At 60.1% G+C, this 19,232-nt stretch carries 16 protein-coding genes and 1 pseudogene; 9 read left to right on the top strand and 8 right to left on the bottom strand.

All coding sequences use genetic code 11. The features are described from left to right. Positions 1-311 precede the first annotated feature (311 nt). Positions 312-2,237 (top strand): calcium-binding protein, encoded by a 1,926-nt coding sequence (locus tag AC0QUY_RS02010; RefSeq protein ID WP_475385535.1) that lies wholly within the window; start codon positions 312-314, stop codon positions 2,235-2,237. Positions 2,238-2,571: 334 nt separating this feature from the next. Here the strand turns inward: AC0QUY_RS02010 and AC0QUY_RS02005 are convergent, their stop codons facing one another. The 3 genes from AC0QUY_RS02005 to AC0QUY_RS01995 form a co-directional block, all read right to left on the bottom strand. Further along, a complete protein-coding gene (locus AC0QUY_RS02005) occupies positions 2,572-2,781 on the bottom strand; it encodes a hypothetical protein (protein WP_475385534.1) in 210 nt (69 codons plus the stop codon). 943 nt (positions 2,782-3,724) lie between these two features. Further along, complete coding sequence (locus AC0QUY_RS02000) at positions 3,725-3,922, bottom strand: hypothetical protein (RefSeq protein ID WP_475385533.1); 198 nt, start codon at positions 3,920-3,922, stop codon at positions 3,725-3,727. 422 nt (positions 3,923-4,344) lie between these two features. Then, complete coding sequence (locus tag AC0QUY_RS01995) at positions 4,345-4,521, bottom strand: hypothetical protein (RefSeq protein ID WP_475385532.1); 177 nt, start codon at positions 4,519-4,521, stop codon at positions 4,345-4,347. Positions 4,522-5,217: 696 nt separating this feature from the next. Between AC0QUY_RS01995 and AC0QUY_RS01990 the strand changes: the two genes are divergently transcribed. Further along, positions 5,218-5,418 carry a hypothetical protein gene (locus AC0QUY_RS01990; protein WP_475385531.1) on the top strand — a complete coding sequence of 67 codons (201 nt, stop codon included), beginning with the start codon at positions 5,218-5,220 and terminating at the stop codon, positions 5,416-5,418. A 987-nt stretch (positions 5,419-6,405) separates the two neighbouring features. After that, the gene (locus tag AC0QUY_RS01985) at positions 6,406-7,362 is read left to right on the top strand and encodes a Bug family tripartite tricarboxylate transporter substrate binding protein (protein WP_475385794.1); all 957 of its coding nucleotides are present in this window, start codon (positions 6,406-6,408) and stop codon (positions 7,360-7,362) included. Between the two features lie 29 nt (positions 7,363-7,391). Here AC0QUY_RS01985 and AC0QUY_RS01980 read toward each other — a convergent pair whose 3' ends face one another. After that, complete coding sequence (locus tag AC0QUY_RS01980; protein ID WP_475385530.1) at positions 7,392-8,042, bottom strand: class II aldolase/adducin family protein; 651 nt, start codon at positions 8,040-8,042, stop codon at positions 7,392-7,394. A gap of 90 nt (positions 8,043-8,132) precedes the next feature. Here AC0QUY_RS01980 and AC0QUY_RS01975 point away from each other — a divergent pair, with 90 nt between their 5' ends. The 4 genes from AC0QUY_RS01975 to AC0QUY_RS01960 all read left to right on the top strand — a co-directional run bounded on the left by AC0QUY_RS01975 (position 8,133) and on the right by AC0QUY_RS01960 (position 12,427). Continuing rightward, positions 8,133-9,008 (top strand): S-methyl-5'-thioadenosine phosphorylase, encoded by an 876-nt coding sequence (locus AC0QUY_RS01975; protein WP_475385529.1) that lies wholly within the window; start codon positions 8,133-8,135, stop codon positions 9,006-9,008. A 41-nt stretch (positions 9,009-9,049) separates the two neighbouring features. Further along, positions 9,050-10,153: an S-methyl-5-thioribose-1-phosphate isomerase gene (gene mtnA, locus AC0QUY_RS01970; protein ID WP_475385528.1), complete on the top strand. Its 1,104-nt coding sequence runs from the start codon at positions 9,050-9,052 to the stop codon at positions 10,151-10,153. 60 nt (positions 10,154-10,213) lie between these two features. Beyond that, positions 10,214-10,756, top strand: coding sequence for a tripartite tricarboxylate transporter TctB family protein (locus AC0QUY_RS01965; protein WP_475385527.1), 543 nt, complete (start codon positions 10,214-10,216; stop codon positions 10,754-10,756). Between the two features lie 159 nt (positions 10,757-10,915). After that, on the top strand, positions 10,916-12,427 hold the full coding sequence (locus AC0QUY_RS01960) for a tripartite tricarboxylate transporter permease (protein ID WP_475385526.1): 1,512 nt from the start codon (positions 10,916-10,918) through the stop codon (positions 12,425-12,427). Between the two features lie 172 nt (positions 12,428-12,599). Here AC0QUY_RS01960 and AC0QUY_RS01955 read toward each other — a convergent pair whose 3' ends face one another. The 4 genes from AC0QUY_RS01955 to AC0QUY_RS01940 all read right to left on the bottom strand — a co-directional run bounded on the left by AC0QUY_RS01955 (position 12,600) and on the right by AC0QUY_RS01940 (position 16,716). Further along, positions 12,600-14,525, bottom strand: a complete 1,926-nt coding sequence (locus tag AC0QUY_RS01955; RefSeq protein ID WP_475385793.1) for an acyltransferase family protein — start codon at positions 14,523-14,525, stop codon at positions 12,600-12,602. Positions 14,526-14,742: 217 nt separating this feature from the next. Beyond that, on the bottom strand, positions 14,743-15,915 hold the full coding sequence (locus AC0QUY_RS01950) for a radical SAM protein (protein WP_475385525.1): 1,173 nt from the start codon (positions 15,913-15,915) through the stop codon (positions 14,743-14,745). 50 nt (positions 15,916-15,965) lie between these two features. Beyond that, positions 15,966-16,223 carry a hypothetical protein gene (locus AC0QUY_RS01945; RefSeq protein ID WP_475385524.1) on the bottom strand — a complete coding sequence of 86 codons (258 nt, stop codon included), beginning with the start codon at positions 16,221-16,223 and terminating at the stop codon, positions 15,966-15,968. 142 nt (positions 16,224-16,365) lie between these two features. Next, entirely contained in the window at positions 16,366-16,716 is a 351-nt protein-coding gene (locus AC0QUY_RS01940) for a hypothetical protein (protein WP_475385523.1), read from the bottom strand. 238 nt (positions 16,717-16,954) lie between these two features. On the opposite strand from AC0QUY_RS01940, the pseudogene rfaE2 reads away from it, so the two are divergent. Further along, positions 16,955-17,773, top strand: a pseudogene (gene rfaE2 / locus AC0QUY_RS01935) (D-glycero-beta-D-manno-heptose 1-phosphate adenylyltransferase); the annotation flags it as partial. Positions 17,774-17,832: 59 nt separating this feature from the next. Then, complete coding sequence (locus AC0QUY_RS01930) at positions 17,833-19,053, top strand: O-antigen ligase family protein (protein ID WP_475385522.1); 1,221 nt, start codon at positions 17,833-17,835, stop codon at positions 19,051-19,053. Positions 19,054-19,232 lie beyond the last annotated feature (179 nt).

The following is a 19,232-nucleotide window of genomic DNA, read 5'->3' as shown; positions in this document are numbered from 1 at the left end:
GAGCACGGGAGGCCGTCCGGCAAGAGCGTAGGGATCAGGAGATGACCCGCGCCGCATTGCCGGACGTTGAAACTGGAGGCGTGGCGCAAAGAGCAGGGCGGCGCGGCGAATTTCAATCGCCGGCTCACCCCAACTTATAGGAATCGCCTAAATGGCCTTTGGAGGAACTTTGGAGGAATAGGCGCGCGTCGCCAGATCAGCGGGGGTGAAAATCGCTCTCAGCTTGAAATGAGCAATTTAGGGGTACCTCTGGAACCCTCCACTTTTTCCCGAATTGCAGCCTCCGGGCAAGCATTTCGGGAGGAATGGTCATGGCTGCTGGTGCTTTTGATCCCATCACTGGCGTTCTCACCGTCGTCGACGACTCCACGGACAACATTACAACCGTCTCGCGAAATGCACCTGGCGGGATCCTTGTTAACGCTGGAGCCGTACCGATTCTTGGAGGTACCCCCACGGTCGCGAACACGACGGTCATTCAGATGTTTGGTCTCGAGGGCAATGATGCTCTTGCTTTGGATGAATCGAACGGAGCGCTCCCGCGAGCCAACATTTTTGGTGGCACTGGTAATGATACAATCACAGGCGGCTCGGGAGCAGATTCGCTATTTGGTGAAGCGGATAACGACTTTCTTTTTGGTAGAGGCGGCGCCGACCTTCTGTTCGGAGGAAGCGGAAATGACACGCTAACCGGTGGTGATGGGGAGGACCAAGTTTTTGGAGAAGACGGCAACGACCGCCTAATCTGGAATCCGGGTGACGACTCCGACCTCTTTGAGGGCGGAAATGGAATTGACACAGCTGAGGTGAATGGCGGCAACGGCACCGAGACCTTCACTGTAACGGCTAATGGTAGTCGCGTTCGATTCGACCGCGTTGATCCGGCCCCGTTTGCATTGGATATCGGCACCACCGAAAATCTAGTTCTGAACATGAACGACGGTGATGATATTTTCTCAGCTGCCGGCAATCTTTCTCCGCTAATTCAGATCTCGGTGGATGGGGGAGCCGGCAACGATACCATTGGAGGCAGTAACGGGGCCGACGTCCTCTTGGGAGGAGATGGCAACGACCGGATAGACGGAAATCAGGGAAATGATGTTGCCTTCCTTGGCGCCGGAAATGACTTGTTCTTTTGGGATCCGGGGGATGGCAGCGACGTAGTGGAAGGTCAGGCGGATTATGATGCACTGGTCTTCAATGGCGCAAATATCAACGAGACCATGGTCATATCATCGAACGGTGACCGGGCGCAGTTTACCCGAGACATCGGCAACATCAACATGGACTTGAACGATGTAGAGGCGGTGATAGTTCGCGCCCTTGGCGGAGCTGACACGATTCTCGTAGGTAATCTGGCCGGCACCGATGTTTCGGAAGTGTCGATCGACCTTGCGGCGGCTGGAGGCGGCGGAGATGGGCAAACCGATAATGTCGTTGTCGACGGCACCAATGGGAATGATGCCATCCAGATTGTCGGTTCGGGGGCCGATTACACGGTCTCTGGAGCTAGCGCTTTTGTATCTGTGTTGTCGTCCGAAGCTCAGGATCAGCTCACCGTAAACGGGCTTGGCGGAGATGACTCCATTTCGGCAGCGTCGCTGTCTGCAACCGTCAATCTCACCCTCGTTGATGGTGGAGCAGGTAATGACACCATCATCGGCAATTCGTCTGCAAACACATTAATTGGCGGAGATGGCAACGATTACCTGATCGGACAAGGTGGTAACGACACCCTCATTGATGGATCTGGCTTGAATACCCTTCAAGGCGGCTCGGGAGATGATCTCTACGCAGTTCAATTGCAGAATGACAGCGTGTTTGAGTTTGCGGCTGAAGGTACAGACGAAGTGCAAACCTTTTTGACTTCGTTCACTCTGCCTCAGAATGTCGAGAACCTGGTGTTTGTCGGCGACGTATCCCATACTGGCATCGGCACTTCCGATAACAACCGTTTCACTGGCGCCGGGGCAAACGACACATTCACCGGTGCAGGAGGCGCCGACACGATCGACTACCGCGTTGACGGCAATGGGTTAGACACGATTACCGACTTCGATGCGGTGGACGCTTCCGCAGGTCATGATTTGATCGATCTTTCTGGGAGAGGACTAAACTTCGCATCATTGTCTCTGACCGTCGGTTCCGACGGCACGACCATCGGCATTCCTGGGGGTGATGCTATTTTCCTCAGAGGAGTTACGACCGGTATCAATGCCGGCGACTTTCTTTTCTAGACTTCCCGCCGGATCTTGCCGGATCAAAAGGAAACGGCCCCAGCTCTCTGGGGCCGCCTTCTTTTGGGGTGGGGCTTGGGAGCTGGTGCCCCCCATTCCCGACTCTTTCACGCTAGCCTCTTCCTCGGCCGAACACTGTATGTTGGCCATCAGGTGGGCGGAAAGAACCGCTAGAAGTGTGAGCGTTCTGGTCACTCCCGTTTTCGTCGCTGCCAAGCTCTCACGGTGCAGGAAGTACCCGCCGCCGGGGCGAGAGACGACGCCAGACGTCCGACCGCTGCGACTCGCGGTTCTACATCCGCCGGCGCAATCACGCGCTTGGTCACGAGAACCATTAGGCTGTTGGAGCGTAGAACTCACCAACCAAATATCGGATGTGCCCCGGCTCGGAATCGGACGCCTGAGCGACCTCGAAGTATCCTGCAGGCGCGGCAATCCACAGGCCGATCTGCTCGTCAGTGAGCGTAACGGTACCGTCGCGGAATTTGTAGTCGCCTGCCTTCGTTGGATCACCGACGTCGTTCCAGCCTATTCGAATTTCCATGGGATTTCTCCACTCGCGAGTGAGGACTCAGCTCAGGCTGTGATCGACGACCTCGCACCAGTTCGGGCCCCGGGTCGACCCGGTCCACGCTACCGCATTTCGCGCACTTGAGGTGAGCCAGGATGGGCCAGTCTGGCCGCCGTTCCAGCGGCACCTCGGCGCAGTTCCAGCAGCGCGGCCGGGGATCCTCGATCGGGTGGTTGTTCTGAAGCCTTCCGCGCCTTCATGTCTGAGGGCCGGCCGTTCAACCAATGGCGCAGTCTGGAGTTGGGTTTGCAGCGCCAAGGCAAGCAGGATTGGAGCGCTATAAAATATCAATTCCGTGGGGATCGGAACGCGCTGAAGCTACAGCGCGTCGTGGGTGTGGAAACCTAATTAGCTCGACTTTTTCCGGGCCTCAGCTGCTGGGAAGAAGCTGAGGCAGCTTTCTTCCGGCCGGGTTTTGGGGGCTAGAGACCGCGGTTCAGTTCCAGTTCCTCTCATCCGGTGTCGGATATTCGAAGATTAGCCCGTGGCTGACTTATGTTGTCTATCGGGCAGACAACACTACCTGAGAAAGTAAACGTTGCGCTATGCAGCGCTCGCTTCCTTGCATCATTTTGGAGACCATCGCGACCGCGACGGTGATCATTCTCTTGCTGTACGTTCTATTTGGACCGCCGACGTAGGGAAAGGCCCGGCCAGAGGGCAACGATACCAATTCCAATTACGAAGATCACAAATAGAATCGCCGCGGCGTGTTCAGGACAGGATGCCGGGCCTTTTGTTTCGGGATGACTTCGTCGGCTCAGGAAACGGTTTCGTCCTGGCGGTCGTCGGACCCTGTTCGTTGTTACGCTATTGATATTCGTGCTGGCCCTCGTCGCCGCAGTGGCTTCGGAGCTGAATTAGCGCAGGGGATAGGTTAGCGCGGTCGTTTTTCTTTCGGCATTGGCACTGATGACTAGGCGTTGTTCTTTGGCCTGGAGTCGAGGAGGCTTGGCAAAGGCGGCATCTGCTGGCGGGGAGTATCTGCCGGCTCGTCGGGAGATGGATCAACCTCGGCCGCCTTCTTTCGGCTCACTAGAACACCAATAAAGCCGGCGACCACCAGCAAGGCCCCCGCGATCATCAGCCAGTGTGGTATTCCCAACGAAGCCATTAAGCGCCTCAGCCGATGCTTGGGGCTGGAACAGCCAGAGCCACAGCTAGACTCTTATCGGGAACACTAGTTCCTCGTTTCAGCTGACGGCTCTGCCTCGTAAGCACCGCGCCCAGCACACAAAGCCCACGCCCCACAGGCTGACGATGATCTCGCCGCTCAACATCGCGGTTTTCATGCGCAGTACCCCCGCAAGAAGTAGGCCGCCTCAGTTGGCAGCCTCTTTCATTCCAGAACCTCGTACTCAAAGGCTACGCCTTCGTGGTCGTTTTCCTCAAACCATTTTTCCGCGGCGTCTCGATTGGCAAAGACCTTGAGGTGATCGGGGTCGCCAACCTGCTTGCTGGTGTTGACGTAGACAAGACGGTCATTGGTCTCTCTTCAGCTTGCGCTTGCCCCAATGATGACTTTTGCGCTCGACATCAAAGACCTGTTCGTTCGATGTGACGGTTCAACGCCTGCATGACGCCGATCCGGGCCAACATCGTCGGACCGCCAATCTCTGCGACGAGGATCAGCGCCTCCATGGCAGCTTGCCACTCGGGCGCGGAGTGCTCCGCCTCCGGCAGCTTCGTGATGTAGCTGGCGGCATCCCTCAAGGTGAGGAGCCATCGGCCATTCGGAAGCGGTATTGGGGTCCTCAAACGAGGTCGACCAAGGCAAAATAAAATCGGCTCGGGCAATTATCTTGGGTGTTCCATCCCATCACAGCCTATTCCTAATTTAGCGGCTTGAAATGAAGACCGATCGTGTTCGAGATCCTGTTCAGGCGGCTTCGCCTTTACGACGAGCTTACCGGCTCGGTTTCCCCGGCATCGCAGCCCGAGTGATCGATCCGCCGGTCGGCGTCGAGCGATCCAGCGAATATTGCTACCTCGTCGAGAGCCTGGTCTTGAGAAGTCGCTGGTGGGTCAACAGGCGAGGGGAGCCGGACAACATTTTCTCACCTCATTTGATCAGACCCGCTGCTCGGGAAGCGCCAAACGCCTCGTGGAAGACGATAGGGCAGCACTAGTCTGACACCGGCGCGTCCAGACGATCACAGTTGCGATCGATCAGTACGCAGAGAAGGCGTAGGCAACCGCGACTACTTTCTCAACAGCCCTACGGCGTCGGCTAATTTAGCTTTGCCACGACGTTATTTCGCTCGGACAGGCGGGTTTTCGCCACGAATCTTCCTTACGTTGGGATTTGACCATGCCTAACGGGCCAAGGGGATGGTCAGGCTCGGCGCGTGCCGTCCGAGGACTCGCCGCGCGCCGAGCCATTTGGCTCAGTTGAGGTTTGCCGCTCAGATGAAGCCCAGCCTCACAGCACTGTTTTTCATTGCCAACCTGCTGGCGGGATGCGCAACCAGCGGCAGCAATCCGGTCGCGGACATGCCGTCGTGGATGGGCGGGCTGCCGGCCGACGCGCCGCCTCGACCGGGCACACCGGCCTATGATGCTTGGCAAGCTGAGAGAGCTAAGGAAGCGGTGCGACCGAAGAAGCAATAGCGCGTTGCCGTGCATCGGCCTTAGCTTTGCGCGTTTGGCACTTCCCCACAACAATGACCGCAAGCAGGGCGGCGATCACAATGATCAGGCCGATCGTGTCTGTGTCCATTTCTCCCATAGCACCCCTCGCCTTCGCTGGGGCACTAAAGCGCGTTCTGCGACCCGTTTTATTCCCCCACAGGCTGGGACGATGTTGGACAAGCGGGGACGAAAGGAGACCGGAAGGGGGAACTTTTTATGCGTTTTCCAGGATTCAATGTGTCATCCCGCTGGACACTTCCCAGCAGCGTGACAGCCAGGCTGCGATGAAGAAGGCGGCCTATCGGAGAGGGCGACCATTGCACCCTGTTCATCTGGGACCCGCGCTTGATGGCGCACTGACGACGACAGCCCGCCGGCTAAAACCGGTGGGTTTTTCTTTTACGAAGGCGGCTCGGGTTCTCCGAAATTATAGATCATTCCGACGACCGCCAGCGCGGCAACGACCGCGACGAACGGCAGTATCAAAAGCGATGCCATCAACACGATCGGGTCCTCCCCAAGGTGGACACATTGTGTACAGGGGAGGATATCAAGGAGGCCGATCGAGCCTAAAACACCGTATAAGTATTTGATATCATTGGTGAGTGCGGAGGGACACGAACCCTCGACCCCATGATTAAAAGTCACGGGCATACCTGAATCACGGGCATACCTGAATATTGATTAACGTTGCCGACCCATACGAGGTGAGAGACAGGTTGCGCTTGCCCTCCCGATCGCAAGGCGCGAACTGACAGTTGAGCAGTTTCGAGTTGATTCAGCAATCGATGGAATTCGAGTGTCGGCGCCGCCTCCTGTTTGTCGGGCGTCTGCATCTCGTTCTAAAGTCACTAGCCATGCAAGTGTCGGCGGGTTGAACTCGCCGTCAATAAACCACAGAATGGTTGGGGCGGATAAGGAATAGGGAAGAAACTCGTGGGACATATCCTGAAAGTCGCGGCCGCCATGACGGCCATGATCGCAACCGCCCCGGCGTTTGCCGCCTGGGAGCCGACCAAGCCGGTCGAAATCGTGGTCGCAGCCGGCGCTGGCGGCGCTTCCGACCAGATGGCGCGGATGATGCAGGCGGCGATCCAGAAGAACAATCTGATGAAGCAGCCGATGGTGGTGTCGCTCAAGGGCGGGGCGTCCGGCGCCGAGGCGCTGATGTACATGAAGTCCAGCGACGGCGACGCCAACAAGGTGCTGATCGCCTATTCGCTGATCTACATGCTGCCGCTGTCGGCGAAGATACCCTTCAACTGGCGTGACCTGACGCCGGTGTCGGTGGTCGCCCTCGATCAGTTCGTGCTGTGGGACAATGCCGAGGGGCCCAAGACGGTGAAGGACTTCATCGCCGCCGCCAAGGCCGCGAGCTCTCCCTTCAAGATGGGCGGCACCGGGTCCAAGCGCGAAGACCATGTGCTGACGGTTTTCATGGAGCAGAAGACCGGGGCGAAATTCTCCTATCTGCCGTACAAGTCCGGCGGCGAGGCGGCGACGCAGCTCGTCGGCAAGCACACCGAATCCAACGTCAATAATCCATCCGAGAATCTCGAAGTCTGGCGCGCCGGTCAGGTCCGCGCGCTCTGCGTGTTCGACAAGGAGCGGATTTCCTACAAGACCAAGGTCACCGAGACGCAATCCTGGAACGACATCCCGACCTGCAAGGAAGAGGGACTCGACGTGCAGTATCTGATGCTGCGCGCGATGTTCCTGCCCGGCAAGGTGACGCCGGACCAGCAGGCATTCTATGTCGACCTGTTCCAGAAGGTGACGCAGACGCCGGAATACAAGGACTATATGGAGAAGCAGGCGCTGAAACCGATCTTCCTCACCGGCAAGGACATGCTGAAATTCCTCGAGGAGGACGACAAGCTCAACACCTCGCTGATGAACGAAGCGGGCTTCGTCGCGAAATAATCCATCTATAATGGTTACTCCTCCAATGGTTACTCCTCCGCGTGACCGTATCCGGCCATGCGGAGGCGAACCTTCTCGATTTCCTCCTTTGACAGCAATGGCGGCGTGCCGATCTGCAGGCAGCCGTGATACTGCCGCGCCAGCGTCTCGACCTCGACCGCCAGCCACATCGCCTTCGACAGCGACGGCCCAACCGCGATCATGCCGTGGTGCTCGAGCAGGCAGGCCAAGCGGCCTTCCAGCGCCTTTACAGCATGTTCTGAAAGCTCCTGGGTGCCGAAGGTCGCATAAGGCGCGCAGCGGATGGTGTCGCCGCCGGCGACGGCGACCATGTAGTGCACCGGGGGGATCTCCATGCCCATGATCGCCAGCATGGTCGAATAGGGCGGATGGGCGTGGACGATCGCCTGCACCTCCGGACGGGCCTTGAGGATGTCGCGGTGAAAGCGCCATTCGCTCGATGGCCGCTGCGAGGGATCGTGGTTGCCGTCGAGATGCATGTAAACGATCTGGTCTGGCTTCATCGCCTCGTAGGGCGTGCTGGTGGGCGTGATCAGCATGCCATCGCCATGGCGCAGGCTGATATTGCCTGACGTCCCCTGGTTGATGCCGAGCGCATTCATGCGCAGGCAGGCATCGATGATGGATTGGCGTTTGTCCCGGTCCTTGGTGGTCGGCATGTCAAGCCCTCTTGAAGGGGGTGGACAATGCTTGATTATTGCGTCGCAGTATAGTCGAACATGTCTCTGGAATAGCTGAGTGGAGAAGTCATGACGCGCGCGGTGCTTGGCATCATCGGCGGATCCGGCATCTACGACCTGCCGGGGCTGGAAGACGTCCGCGAGGAGATGATTCAAAGCCCCTGGGGCGAGCCGTCCGCACCGCTGACGCGCGGCGTGATCGCCGGGCTGCCGATCCTGTTCCTGCCGCGACACGGACGCGGGCATGTGCTGTCGCCCTCCGACATCAACTACCGCGCCAATATCGATGTGCTGAAGCGGGCAGGCGTCACCGACCTGGTTTCGCTCTCGGCCTGCGGATCGTTCAAGGAGGAACTGGCGCCGGGCACCTTTGTGCTGGTCGATCAGTTCGTCGACCGCACCTATAAGCGCGAGACTTCGTTCTTCGGCAAGGGCTGTGTCGCCCACGTGTCGATGGCCCATCCGGTGTCGCCGCGGCTGCACGTGCATCTGGCGGCCGCCGCCAAGGCTGAAGGCATCGCGGCCGTGCAGGGCGGCACCTATGTGTGCATGGAAGGGCCGCAGTTCTCCAGCCTCGCCGAGAGCCTGACCTACAAGGCGCAGGGTTTTGCCGTGATCGGCATGACCAACATGCCCGAGGCCAAGCTCGCGCGCGAGGCCGAGATCTGTTACGCCAGCGTGGCGATGGTCACCGATTACGATTGCTGGCATCCGCATCATGACGCCGTCACCGTGCAGGACATCATTCGCGTGCTGAACTCGAATGCCGGCAAGGCCAAGGCGCTGGTTGCGCGGCTCGCCAGGGATTTTCCGCGCGAGCATGAGCCTTGCCCTGTCGGTTCGGACAAGGCGCTCGACACCGCCTTGATCACCGCGCCGGAAGCACGCGATGCCAAATTGCTCGCCAAGCTCGATGCGGTGGCGGGCAGGGTGCTTCGGTCGTGAGGATGTCTTCCAGCGGGCGCGCGACGCGAAGGGCGTAGGACATGAAGGTCGACGGCCGGCATTTTCGCAGTATCTGGCTCGAGGACGACGGCTGGACCGTCGGCGCGATCGACCAGCGGCGATTGCCGCATGAATTCGTGGTGGCGCGCATCACGAACGCAGAGGACGCGACCGAGGCCATCCGTTCCATGCTGGTTCGCGGCGCCCCCCTGATCGGCGCGACCGCGGCTTTTGGCGTGGCGCTCGCCATGCGCACTGATGCTTCCGATGCTTCGCTCGACCGCGCCTATGCCTTGCTGCTGGCGGCCCGGCCGACCGCGATCAACCTGAAATGGGCGCTCGACGAGATGGCGCGTCTGCTGCGGCCATTGCCGGCGTCGGAACGGGGCGCGGCGGCCTACCGGCGCGCGGTCGAAATCGCCGACGAGGATGTCGCGATCAACCAGGGGATCGGCCGGCATGGTCTGGCGCTGATCGAGCAGATCGCCGCGGGCAAGCGGCCCGGTGAGGTGGTCAACGTCCTGACGCATTGCAATGCGGGCTGGCTCGCCACGGTCGACTGGGGCACGGCGACGGCGCCGATCTATCTGGCGCATGATCGCGGCGTGAAGGTTCATGTCTGGGTCGACGAGACGCGCCCGCGCAATCAGGGGGCTTCGCTGACCGCATGGGAACTCGGCCACCACGGCGTCCCGCACACGGTGATCCCCGACAACACCGGCGGTCATCTGATGCAGCACCGCATGGTCGATCTGGCGATCGTCGGCACCGACCGGGTGGCGGCCAATGGCGATGTCTGCAACAAGATCGGCACCTATTTGAAGGCGCTTGCCGCCCACGACAATGGCGTGCCGTTCTATGTTGCACTGCCGTCGCCAACCATCGACTTTAGTATCGACGACGGTCTCAGGCAGATCCCGATCGAGCAGCGCAGCGCTGACGAAGTGACGACCATGTCCGGCCGCACCACGGACGGGCGCGTTGAGACCGTGCGCGTGGTTCCCGACGGCTCGCCGGTGGCCAATTACGCCTTCGACGTCACGCCGGCACGGCTGGTTACGGGGCTGATCACCGAGCGCGGACTGCTGCGGCCCGATCGTGCTGCACTTGCGAGCGCATTCCCGGAGCGCAGCGCGGGACATTGACGCCGGCGATATCGGCACGTATCCCCGTTTGCGTCTGCCGCATCGGGGGTCACCGTCTCCATGTCCAATACCGACATCGAAATCGTCGTCGAGGATCCGACCGCGCCGGAGGCCAACTCGCCTCAAGTGGTGAGCGTTCGCGTCGTTGACGTGGTCGTCTCGCTGCTGCTGCTCGCACTCGCAATCACGCTCGGTCTTGACAACTGGCGCGCTGGAGCTGGTTGGGAATCCACCGGTCCGCAGCCCGGCTATTTCCCGTTCTACCTCTCGGTCATCCTCGGTGGCGCCAGTCTCTACGGGTTGGTCGCCGCGTTCCTGTCGCGCACGGAGGCCACTGAGACCTTCGTGACGCGGGCACAGCTTCGCCGCGTGATGGCGGTGTTCGTGCCGACGATTCTGTTCTGCCTCGCCACGCAATTCCTCGGGCTCTATGTCGCGAGCTTCCTGTTGATCTCCGGCTTCATGCGCCTGGTCGGCAAGATCGCACTGTGGAAGTCGCTGCTTACCGCCTTCGTTTTTACCGCCGCGATGTTCGTGACCTTCGACGTCGCCTTCGATGTCATCATGCCAAAGGGCCCGCTCGAAGCGGCGCTCGGCCGCTAACAGGGCTGACATGACTCCTTCCGTCATTGCGAGGAGCCAGCGGGTCCGGCCTTCGGCCGGCCCGATGATAAACTCCGCGACGAAGCAATCCATTCTAGCTTTGCCGCACCATGGATTGCTTCGCTTCGCTCGCAATGACGAACTGCTTGGGATTACCTGATGGAAGCCATCGGCCTCTTGATGCACGGCTTTGCCGTGCTGCTGACCTGGAAGACGCTGCTGCTGATGATGACCGGCCTCGTGCTCGGCATTTTCGTCGGCGTGCTGCCCGGCCTCGGCGGCCCCAACGGCGTCGCCATCCTGCTGCCGCTGACGTTCTCGATGGATCCGACGTCGGCGATCGTGATGCTGTCCTGCATCTATTGGGGCGCGCTGTTCGGCGGCGCCATCACCTCGATCCTGTTCAATATCCCGGGCGAGGCGTGGTCGGTCGCGACCACCTTCGACGGTTATCCGATGGCACAGCAGGGCAGGGCGGCTGAAGCGCTCACGGCGGCCTTCACCTCGTCCTTCATCGGCTCGCTGGTCGCGGTGATGCTGATCACCTTCCTGGCGCCGATGATCTCTTCGTTCGCGCTGAGGTTCGGGCCGCCGGAATTTTTCTCGGTCTACCTGCTCACCTTCTGCTCCTTCGTCGGGCTCGGCCGCGAGGCCAAGCACAAGACGGTCATTTCGATGTCGCTTGGCCTGTTGCTCGCCGGCATCGGCATGGACACCGTCTCTGGCCAGTTGCGCATGACGTTCGGCTCGGCCGAACTGCTCCGCGGCGTCAACTTCCTCGTCGCAGTCATCGGCCTGTTCGGCATCAGCGAAATCCTGCTGACGATGGAGGAGCGTCTCGCGCTGCGCGGCCACGCCGCCGGCATCTCCCTGCGCGTCGTGTTGTCGGTCTGGAAGGACCTGCCGAAATATTGGGTGACGCTGTTCCGTTCCTCGTTCATCGGCTGCTGGCTCGGCATCACGCCGGGCGGGGCGATCGCCGCATCGTTCATGGGCTACAACCTTGCCAAGCGTTTCTCCAAGGACCCGGACAGCTTTGGCAAGGGTCGCATCGAGGGCGTGTTTGCGCCGGAGACGGCCGCGCACGCCTCCGGCACCGCGGCGCTGCTGCCGATGCTGGCGCTCGGCATTCCCGGTTCCGGCACCGCGGCGATCCTGCTCGGCGGCTTGATGGTGTGGGGCCTCAATCCCGGGCCATTGCTGTTCGTCGAGCACAAGGATTTCGTCTGGGGCCTGATCGCGTCGATGTATCTCGGCAATGTCGTCGGCCTCGTGCTGGTGCTGACGACGGTGCCGATCTTCGCTTCCATCCTGCGGGTGCCGTTCGCGGCGGTGGCGCCGATGATCGTGGTGTCCTGCGCGATCGGCGCCTTCGCCATCCAGAATGCGATGTTCGACATCTGGCTGATGCTGGGTTTTGGCGTCGTCGGCTACGTCTTCAAGAAGATCGGCATTCCCTTGGCGCCGTTCACGCTGGCGCTGGTGCTCGGCAACCGCGCCGAGGATGCGTTCCGCCTGTCGATGATCGGCTCCGGCGGCGACATGAAGGTGTTCTGGTCGAACGGCCTCGTCGGTTCGATCACGACGCTGGCGATCATCTTGCTGTTTTGGCCGATCATCGACAAGGCTTTCAACAGCGTCTCGCGCATGCTGCGGCCGGCGAGGGCATAATATCTCGCCGGCACCCCAGCCTCCCTGGCTGTTGATATTGTTGGCTGGGGAGTCGGAATATCGTTCGAGCCTGTTCAGCAAAGAGATCTTCGATCATTCGCTTTTGACGAGCTAGAAAGTCCGCTGCGGTCTCAGAAGCGACCGCCAGATGAGCAAGCGCGGTCGAGGATAATCATTTCAACAAATGATCGAGAAAGCGGATATGCTTCTGCACGAAGACCGGACGAAGGTGGTCTCGGTCTGAGAATTTTGGCTCGCCAGCTTCGAAGAACGGCGAGCAACCATCGCCGTCACCACAGACGTCAGGAACTGGATCAAGCAGCGCCGCCCCTGTGCGCTCACTGACGGTGCGCAGCTTGGCGTCGACGGTAGCGTGGGCGGCTCGCAGGTCGGCAACGGGTATTGACTTTTCAACCTCGGTCGCGATGCGAAAGCCGGTTAGGCTGCGCGCTACCATTTCGCTGGGATTAAAGCGGTTATGCGTTGGCGCCCCTCGAACCAAGTGAACCTTGGCTCCGTGTTGTTGCAACAAGCGCACATACTCTTCAAGATTGGCGTAAAACGCATCCACGCCCTCCTGTTGGGTCAGGGGCAAGCGCCTACCCTGTCGTTCAACCAGCATGCCTTCGGCGCTGTACCCCGCCCATGCCGCCCCCAGCACAACTGATTGAACTCGTTCACGCCGCACTAGGTCGATTAAAATGCCGGACAGGCCGTCACAACGCGCGAATTTGTCCTGCTGGATCACGCCCGGTACCGGAGGGCAGCGGGGGCCAGTGACGAAATACGTGTTGGCCGCAAGTTCGCCGTCGTCGGACAGTTGCTGCAGCCTAGGGCCGTAGTGAAACAGCAAACTGTCGCCGCTTAATGCCACCTTGCGCTCGCCACGGCCCAGCTGCGCCACCAAAACCCAGCCGTGGCTTATCACCTCCATGTCCTTGGTGGGCTTGAAGTCGGCATCGAGTTTAGCTTCGCCGATCTTTCTGATGTCGATACCGGGCAAGGGCGGAAAGCGTTCTGGGAAACCACTCTTGACCCAGATGGCGAGCCCGCCGGCTCCAAGCACTGCTATTGATCCGGCGGCGATTAGCGTACGGCGGTAGCGGTGCGCCCCAAATCGGACGGGATACTCGATGAAGCGGTAGCTTGCCCAAGCCAACAGGAAACTAGCAGCTACAAGCCCAAGGGACATCAGATGCGTCGGCGGCTTGCCCAGGCGAACAATGTAAGCGTAGGAAATCAACGGCCAGTGCCAGAGATAGAGCGGATAGCTTATCACTCCGATGAAGACGACAACATTGTGGGAGAAGACGACTCGGTTCACCGTCGCGTCGCGCCCGGCTAAAATTACCGCAGCCGCTCCCGCTACTGGCAGCAAAGCCAGCCAGCCTGGAAAGCGCAGGTTTGGCGTAAACAAAGCCACCGATGCCGCTAGGGCGACTAAGCCAGCAATAGAAATCCCGGATCGTGCCTTGGACGTAAGGAAGATCGGACGCGACAAAGCGAGGGCCGCTCCCGCTAGAAGCTCCCAAAATCGTGAAATCGGCAGGTAGAAGTCATCGGTGATGTTGTTGATGGACAGGGCGATGTTGATCGCGAAGGAGGTCAGGAACAGCACGGCCAGCAGCCGACCGACTTTTGCCTTCAACCGAAAGCCAATCCAAAGCAATGCCGGCCAGAGGATGTAGAATTGCTCTTCGATGCCCAAAGACCATAGATGCAAAAGCGGTTTCAGATGGGCGGCGGCGTCGAAATAGCCGCTTTCGCTCCATAGCGCTATGTTTGAAAGGAAGGCCGCGCCGAAGAAGATATGTTTGCCCAATTGAGCCAGCTCGGATGGCATCAGGCAGACGAAACCGAAACCCAATACCGCAGCCAGACAGACAGCAAGCGCCGGGAAAATGCGCCTGATTCGCCGACCGTAGAACGCCGCGAATGAGAAGCGGTGCTCCGTTATTTCGGTGAAAAGTATCTTCGAGATGAGGTAGCCGGAAATGACGAAGAATATGTCGACGCCAACGTAGCCGCCCCTGAAGACATTGGGGAAGGCATGAAAGAGCACGACAGAAACTACGGCAAAAGCTCGCAGCCCGTCGATGTCCGCGCGGTAGTGTTCGTTGGCGTGCAGTTTATCCCCCTCTGCAAGCGTCGCCGGTGAGCTTCAAGCGAATGGAGTTCCCTAAGAGGGACTGGACATGTATTGTGCATCCTTTACGCGAAAGCGGAGCGTGGAGGCAAGCGACGGGTGCCGCGCGGCACAGTGTGTTCCGCTCGACACTGGATGGCGGCTGGTTCTATAGGCCGATGAGGAGAAGCTATCCAGAAAACCTTGTTTCGATGCGTTCCCCATCTGGCTTTCTGACGTAAAGATGGGTTTCTAGTGCGGATTGCATGTTCTCAAACATTGAATAGAGATCCTCGCAATAGACCGACGGATTGTCGTAACCATTGTTCCTGGAAAAACGATGCGGAAGATAGCCGCCACCGCAGGCGTTCATGAACTTGCACTGTCGGCACTTCCCGCACAGATGGATTGAAGCATCGCGCGCGGCTTTCCAGCGAGGCTCATTCCTGACGTCGTCGATGGCATGATCGAAGATGTTGAACCTGGTCTGGGTGAATCCGTCGCCTGCGATCCGCAACACATCGTGGGCCTCCACGGTGCCATCGGTCATGACGGTGCAAAGCTCAACGGGCTTGTGGCCGACACCCTCGGTGGGCGAGTTGTTGCCGAGCAGGGCGGTGATCATGTCGGAAATGATCCGGATATTGGTTGTCGGCGCACTGCGATTTGCCGCCAGCCACAGGTCGAACAGACCATTGTAGAACGGAGCGATGGATGCCGGATTCTCATCCACCGTCGCATCCGGGATCATGATGTCATAGCTTGAAATTCCGCACGCAGCGAAGAATTCGACATATTGTACCGGCGGGTAGGCGGGATTGCAGACGGCCAGGGCCATTACGCCAATGTCGCGCGATATCAGCATGCGGGCGGCACGTTCCACTGCGGCGTGGGTGCCCGTGCCTTGAAACGTGCGGCGGTGAATGTCGTGAATATGTTCTGGTCCATCAAGACTGATCGCAACCGAGATGTTACGCGCCTCGAAGCAGTCCAGCCATTCATCATCGATCAGCACGCCATTAGTTGTGACCGCGATGGGTATTTCGCAGCCCGTTCGTGATGAAATGCCTTCACAGGCCTCGGCAAAACGATGGAAATTTTCAACGCGCCACAGCAAGGGCTCGCCGCCGTGCAGAATGATGGGAAAGTCGACAAGGGAGTATCTGGCGACATGCTGTTCGATACGCTGCAGCAATTGAAGCAGCACTCGGGGGCTCATCAGCTTCGGCTTTTGGTAGACAGCCGCGTCGCGAAACCAATAGCAATAGGAGCAATCAATGTTGCATCTGGTTGCCACCTTGACCAGCAACTCGGTGATCGGCTGGTCCTGAAAGGCGGCGGAATCTGAATCGTCAGCCGACATGCGGGCACCGAGATGGGCTTGATGAAACAGTTATCAGTCTTTCGACTAATCTAATATCCTCGGAGAAATCCCCCTTTGCGGAATGCGCCCACACCCGGGGCATATCCGCCCCGGCGAAAGGCGCCTGCACGCGGCCCTTTGGCAAACGCCCCTCGTCTGAAGGCAATTTCGGTTGCCACGGGGTCAGGGTTCTGGCCGCGCAGGTCACTCAGCAGCGCGTCGATGCCTTGATGATCGCTCTGTATTGTGGCGCCTGGCCCGTGCAGTTGCAGGAGGCTCGCCAAAACCTTCAGCGTCGTTATCGCCATGATCATGCTCCTCTTTTCGCGAAGCAGTCGAGGGATCGAACGAAAGGCCGGTGTTCACCGGTTGAGCAGAGAGGGAAGTATGCCTCCTGTATTATAGCCGAAATGTGGTCTGGCCGCAAAGCGAACTGCCTTCATCTGCGCTTCAGCCCGGCAGGAGCCGCTTCGGCAGGCTGAACGCCAGCCGGTAAAGCGGCAGGCCGTCGATCGCGTCGTGGTCCTCGACAGGAAGCGTCTTGCGCAGGTGAGCGAGGGCGTCGCGGACCGCGGCTTCGTCCAGTCCCTCGATCAGCAGCAAGGCGGCAAAGGAGCCGTCGTTGGCCCGCATGCCCTTTTCGCGGGTCTTGATCGAGGTCTGGGCGATGTCGGTGATCGGTGAGCAGGCCCGCGCGGCGATGATGCGATCGAGGCTGGCGAGATCGGCGACAAGTGTGGCAGCGTCACGCGAATGTTGCGGCCGGCGAAGGCGTCGCCGGGCGGATAGACGTTCCGCCATCGCTGTTCGGCTACGGCGGACAGTCGTCGATTCGCTCCTCGCCCGGGGAGGCTGTGGAACCCTTCCCGATTATCCCGTCATGATCGCTGGCATGCACGCTAGAGATAAGATATCAGCGGACTCGGGACGCACTACGAAACGCCCGCTTTGCGCAGCCGACCATTGGAATGACGCCTCTTTCGCAACTGACCCGTCGCAATTTCCCGATCGCAACGCATGATGCGTTGGCGACCGCAATGCCGATACCGACCAGAACATCGCCGAGGCCGCGCAGGACGCGATATATCTCGCTGGTTGCGAAGCGATGCTGGTGACGCAAAGCGAACACGGTATGACGTTGGTGGTTCGCGGCGGTGAGCCGATCCATGTGCCCGCGCCGTCGGTCAAGGTGCGCGACGTCTCGGGCGCGGGCGACACGGTCGCTGCGATGCTGGGGCTGACGCTTGCGACCAATGCCGATTGGGAGACGGAGCTGCGGATGGCGAATGCGGCGGCTGCGATCGCGGTCAGCAAGCAGGGCAGCGCCACCGTGACGCCGGCGGGGTCGCGGCGGAAAATCCTGCCGCATGCGTCGCTGGCTGCCGAAGACAAGATCGTGCCGGCAGGTGGCGATCTCGACGCGCATCTTTCGGACTGGCGCCGGCAGGGTTTGCGTGTGGGCTTCACCAATGGCTGCTTCGACATTCTGCATCCCGGCCACGTCAAGGTGCTAACGGCGGCGCGCGGCGGCTGCGATCGCCTGATCGTCGGTCTCAACAGCCATGCCTCGGTGAAGCGGCTGAAGGGCGGGGGACGGACCGTTCAGGACGAGCGGGCCCGAGCCGAAGTGCTGGCGGCATTGGAGGCGGTCGATCTCGTCGCGATCTTCGAGGAAGACACGCCGATTGACCTGATTACCCGGATTAAGCCGAGCGTGTTGGTCAAGGGCGGCGACTACCCCCGTGAGCAGGTTGTCGGCCACGAGATCGTCGAGGCTGGCGAGGTCGTGCTGGTCGATGTTCTGCCGGGCCACAGCACAACGTCGCTGGTCGGTCGTGCGAGGGGAGGCGGGGTGTGAGCGTAAGTGCGGTGCCTGTACCGAAGCCACGGCGGGATTGGCGCGACCAAGCAACGTGGATGACGGTCGCGGATGGTTTCGCGATTCTGGCGGTACTGACGCTGCCGTGGTCGACCAGCCTGCCGGGAATTTTCGTGTCCTGTTGGCTCGGCGCCTTGGCGTGGGCGACGGACTGGCGGGCGTTCGCGCGCTTGCTGAAGCAACCGATCTGCTATTTGCCGCTTGCCTTCGCCGGTCTCGCCGCCGTCGGCACGCTCTGGTCGGACGCGGCGTGGGGAGCGCGTCTCTACGCCGTAGGTCCCACTCTCAAGCTTCTGGTGTTGCCCGGCTTGTTCTATCATTTCGAGCGCTCGGCGCGCGGAATGTGGGTCTTTATTGCATTCCTGGTTTCGTGCACATTGCTGATGCTAGTGTCCTGGATCGTCCTGATCGAGCCAAGCCTATCGCTGAAGCCTGCCGAGCAGGCAGAGCGCGGTATCTTCGTCAAGAATTATATCGACCAGAGCCAGGAATTCGCGCTTTGCGCGGTGGCGCTGGCCTACCCGATCGTCCATCTCCTGCAAACGAACAGGCGGTGGCTGGCGCTGATGCTGGCTGCGATCTCGTTCGGCTTCCTCGTCAACATGTCTTTTGTGATCGTTTCGCGCACGGCGATGGTCACGATCCCGGTCACGATCGCAGTATTCGCACTGCTTCACCTAAAATGGCGAACCAGCCTGATGATCTTCTGCGGATTGGTCGTCCTGACGGGACTGGCTTTTGCCGTGTCGCCACTCCTGCAGCGGAAGGCGGGGGCTATCGTCAGCGACTACCAGCTATACAAGCAGGACAACCTGGCTACATCCGTCGGGTTGAGGCTGGAATATTGGCGGAAGTCTGTGCAGTTTTTTGCTGCCTCGCCGGTCGTCGGTAATGGGACGGGCGCCACGCTCGGGCTATTCGAGAGGGCCGCCAGCGGCGGGGCGGATCACGCCACGGCCCAGGTCATCGGTAACCCTCATAACCAGACGCTTGCCGTTGCGGTTCAGTGGGGCGCCGCGGGGATCATCGTGCTGTATGCGATGTGGTTTGCACATCTGCGGCTGTTCCGCGGGGAGGGTCTCGTGGCCTGGGTCGGCCTGTTGGTCGTGGTGCAAAACATGTTCACCTCGATATTCAATTCGCACATCTTCGATTTTCACGAGGGTTGGATGTATGTGCTCGGCGTCGGGGTAGCTGGCGGCATGGTGCTGCGCGCCAGATCCGGGGCCGAAGAAACTTCCGGACCCGCCCGGGCATGATCGCTGGCATGCGCGCCGGAGATAAGATATCAGCGGGCGAAGGGACGCGCCCCGCGAATCCCGATCGTTCCCGCATCCGGCCATTGGAATGACGCCTCTTTCGCAACTGACCCGCCGCAATTTCCTGATCGCAGCGCATGATGGGCTGGCGACGGCGCTTGCGCTGCTGGCGAGCTTCT

This window comes from Bradyrhizobium sp. WYCCWR15520, assembly GCF_056174665.1.
This window is presented reverse-complemented; position numbering and strand designations above follow the sequence as displayed.

What these genes read in the sequence shown, in the direction of transcription:
- AC0QUY_RS02010 (WP_475385535.1), top strand. Translation starts at nt 312, where the DNA reads ATGGCTGCTGGTGCTTTTGATCCCATCACTGGCGTTCTCACCGTCGTC.
- AC0QUY_RS02005 (WP_475385534.1), bottom strand. Translation starts at nt 2,781, where the DNA reads ATGGAAATTCGAATAGGCTGGAACGACGTCGGTGATCCAACGAAGGCA.
- AC0QUY_RS02000 (WP_475385533.1), bottom strand. Translation starts at nt 3,922, where the DNA reads ATGGCTTCGTTGGGAATACCACACTGGCTGATGATCGCGGGGGCCTTG.
- AC0QUY_RS01990 (WP_475385531.1), top strand. Translation starts at nt 5,218, where the DNA reads ATGAAGCCCAGCCTCACAGCACTGTTTTTCATTGCCAACCTGCTGGCG.
- AC0QUY_RS01985 (WP_475385794.1), top strand. Translation starts at nt 6,406, where the DNA reads ATGACGGCCATGATCGCAACCGCCCCGGCGTTTGCCGCCTGGGAGCCG.
- AC0QUY_RS01980 (WP_475385530.1), bottom strand. Translation starts at nt 8,042, where the DNA reads ATGCCGACCACCAAGGACCGGGACAAACGCCAATCCATCATCGATGCC.
- AC0QUY_RS01975 (WP_475385529.1), top strand. Translation starts at nt 8,133, where the DNA reads ATGACGCGCGCGGTGCTTGGCATCATCGGCGGATCCGGCATCTACGAC.
- mtnA (WP_475385528.1), top strand. Translation starts at nt 9,050, where the DNA reads ATGAAGGTCGACGGCCGGCATTTTCGCAGTATCTGGCTCGAGGACGAC.
- AC0QUY_RS01965 (WP_475385527.1), top strand. Translation starts at nt 10,214, where the DNA reads ATGTCCAATACCGACATCGAAATCGTCGTCGAGGATCCGACCGCGCCG.
- AC0QUY_RS01960 (WP_475385526.1), top strand. Translation starts at nt 10,916, where the DNA reads ATGGAAGCCATCGGCCTCTTGATGCACGGCTTTGCCGTGCTGCTGACC.
- AC0QUY_RS01950 (WP_475385525.1), bottom strand. Translation starts at nt 15,915, where the DNA reads ATGTCGGCTGACGATTCAGATTCCGCCGCCTTTCAGGACCAGCCGATC.
- AC0QUY_RS01945 (WP_475385524.1), bottom strand. Translation starts at nt 16,223, where the DNA reads ATGGCGATAACGACGCTGAAGGTTTTGGCGAGCCTCCTGCAACTGCAC.
- AC0QUY_RS01940 (WP_475385523.1), bottom strand. Translation starts at nt 16,716, where the DNA reads ATGGCGGAACGTCTATCCGCCCGGCGACGCCTTCGCCGGCCGCAACAT.
- AC0QUY_RS01930 (WP_475385522.1), top strand. Translation starts at nt 17,833, where the DNA reads ATGACGGTCGCGGATGGTTTCGCGATTCTGGCGGTACTGACGCTGCCG.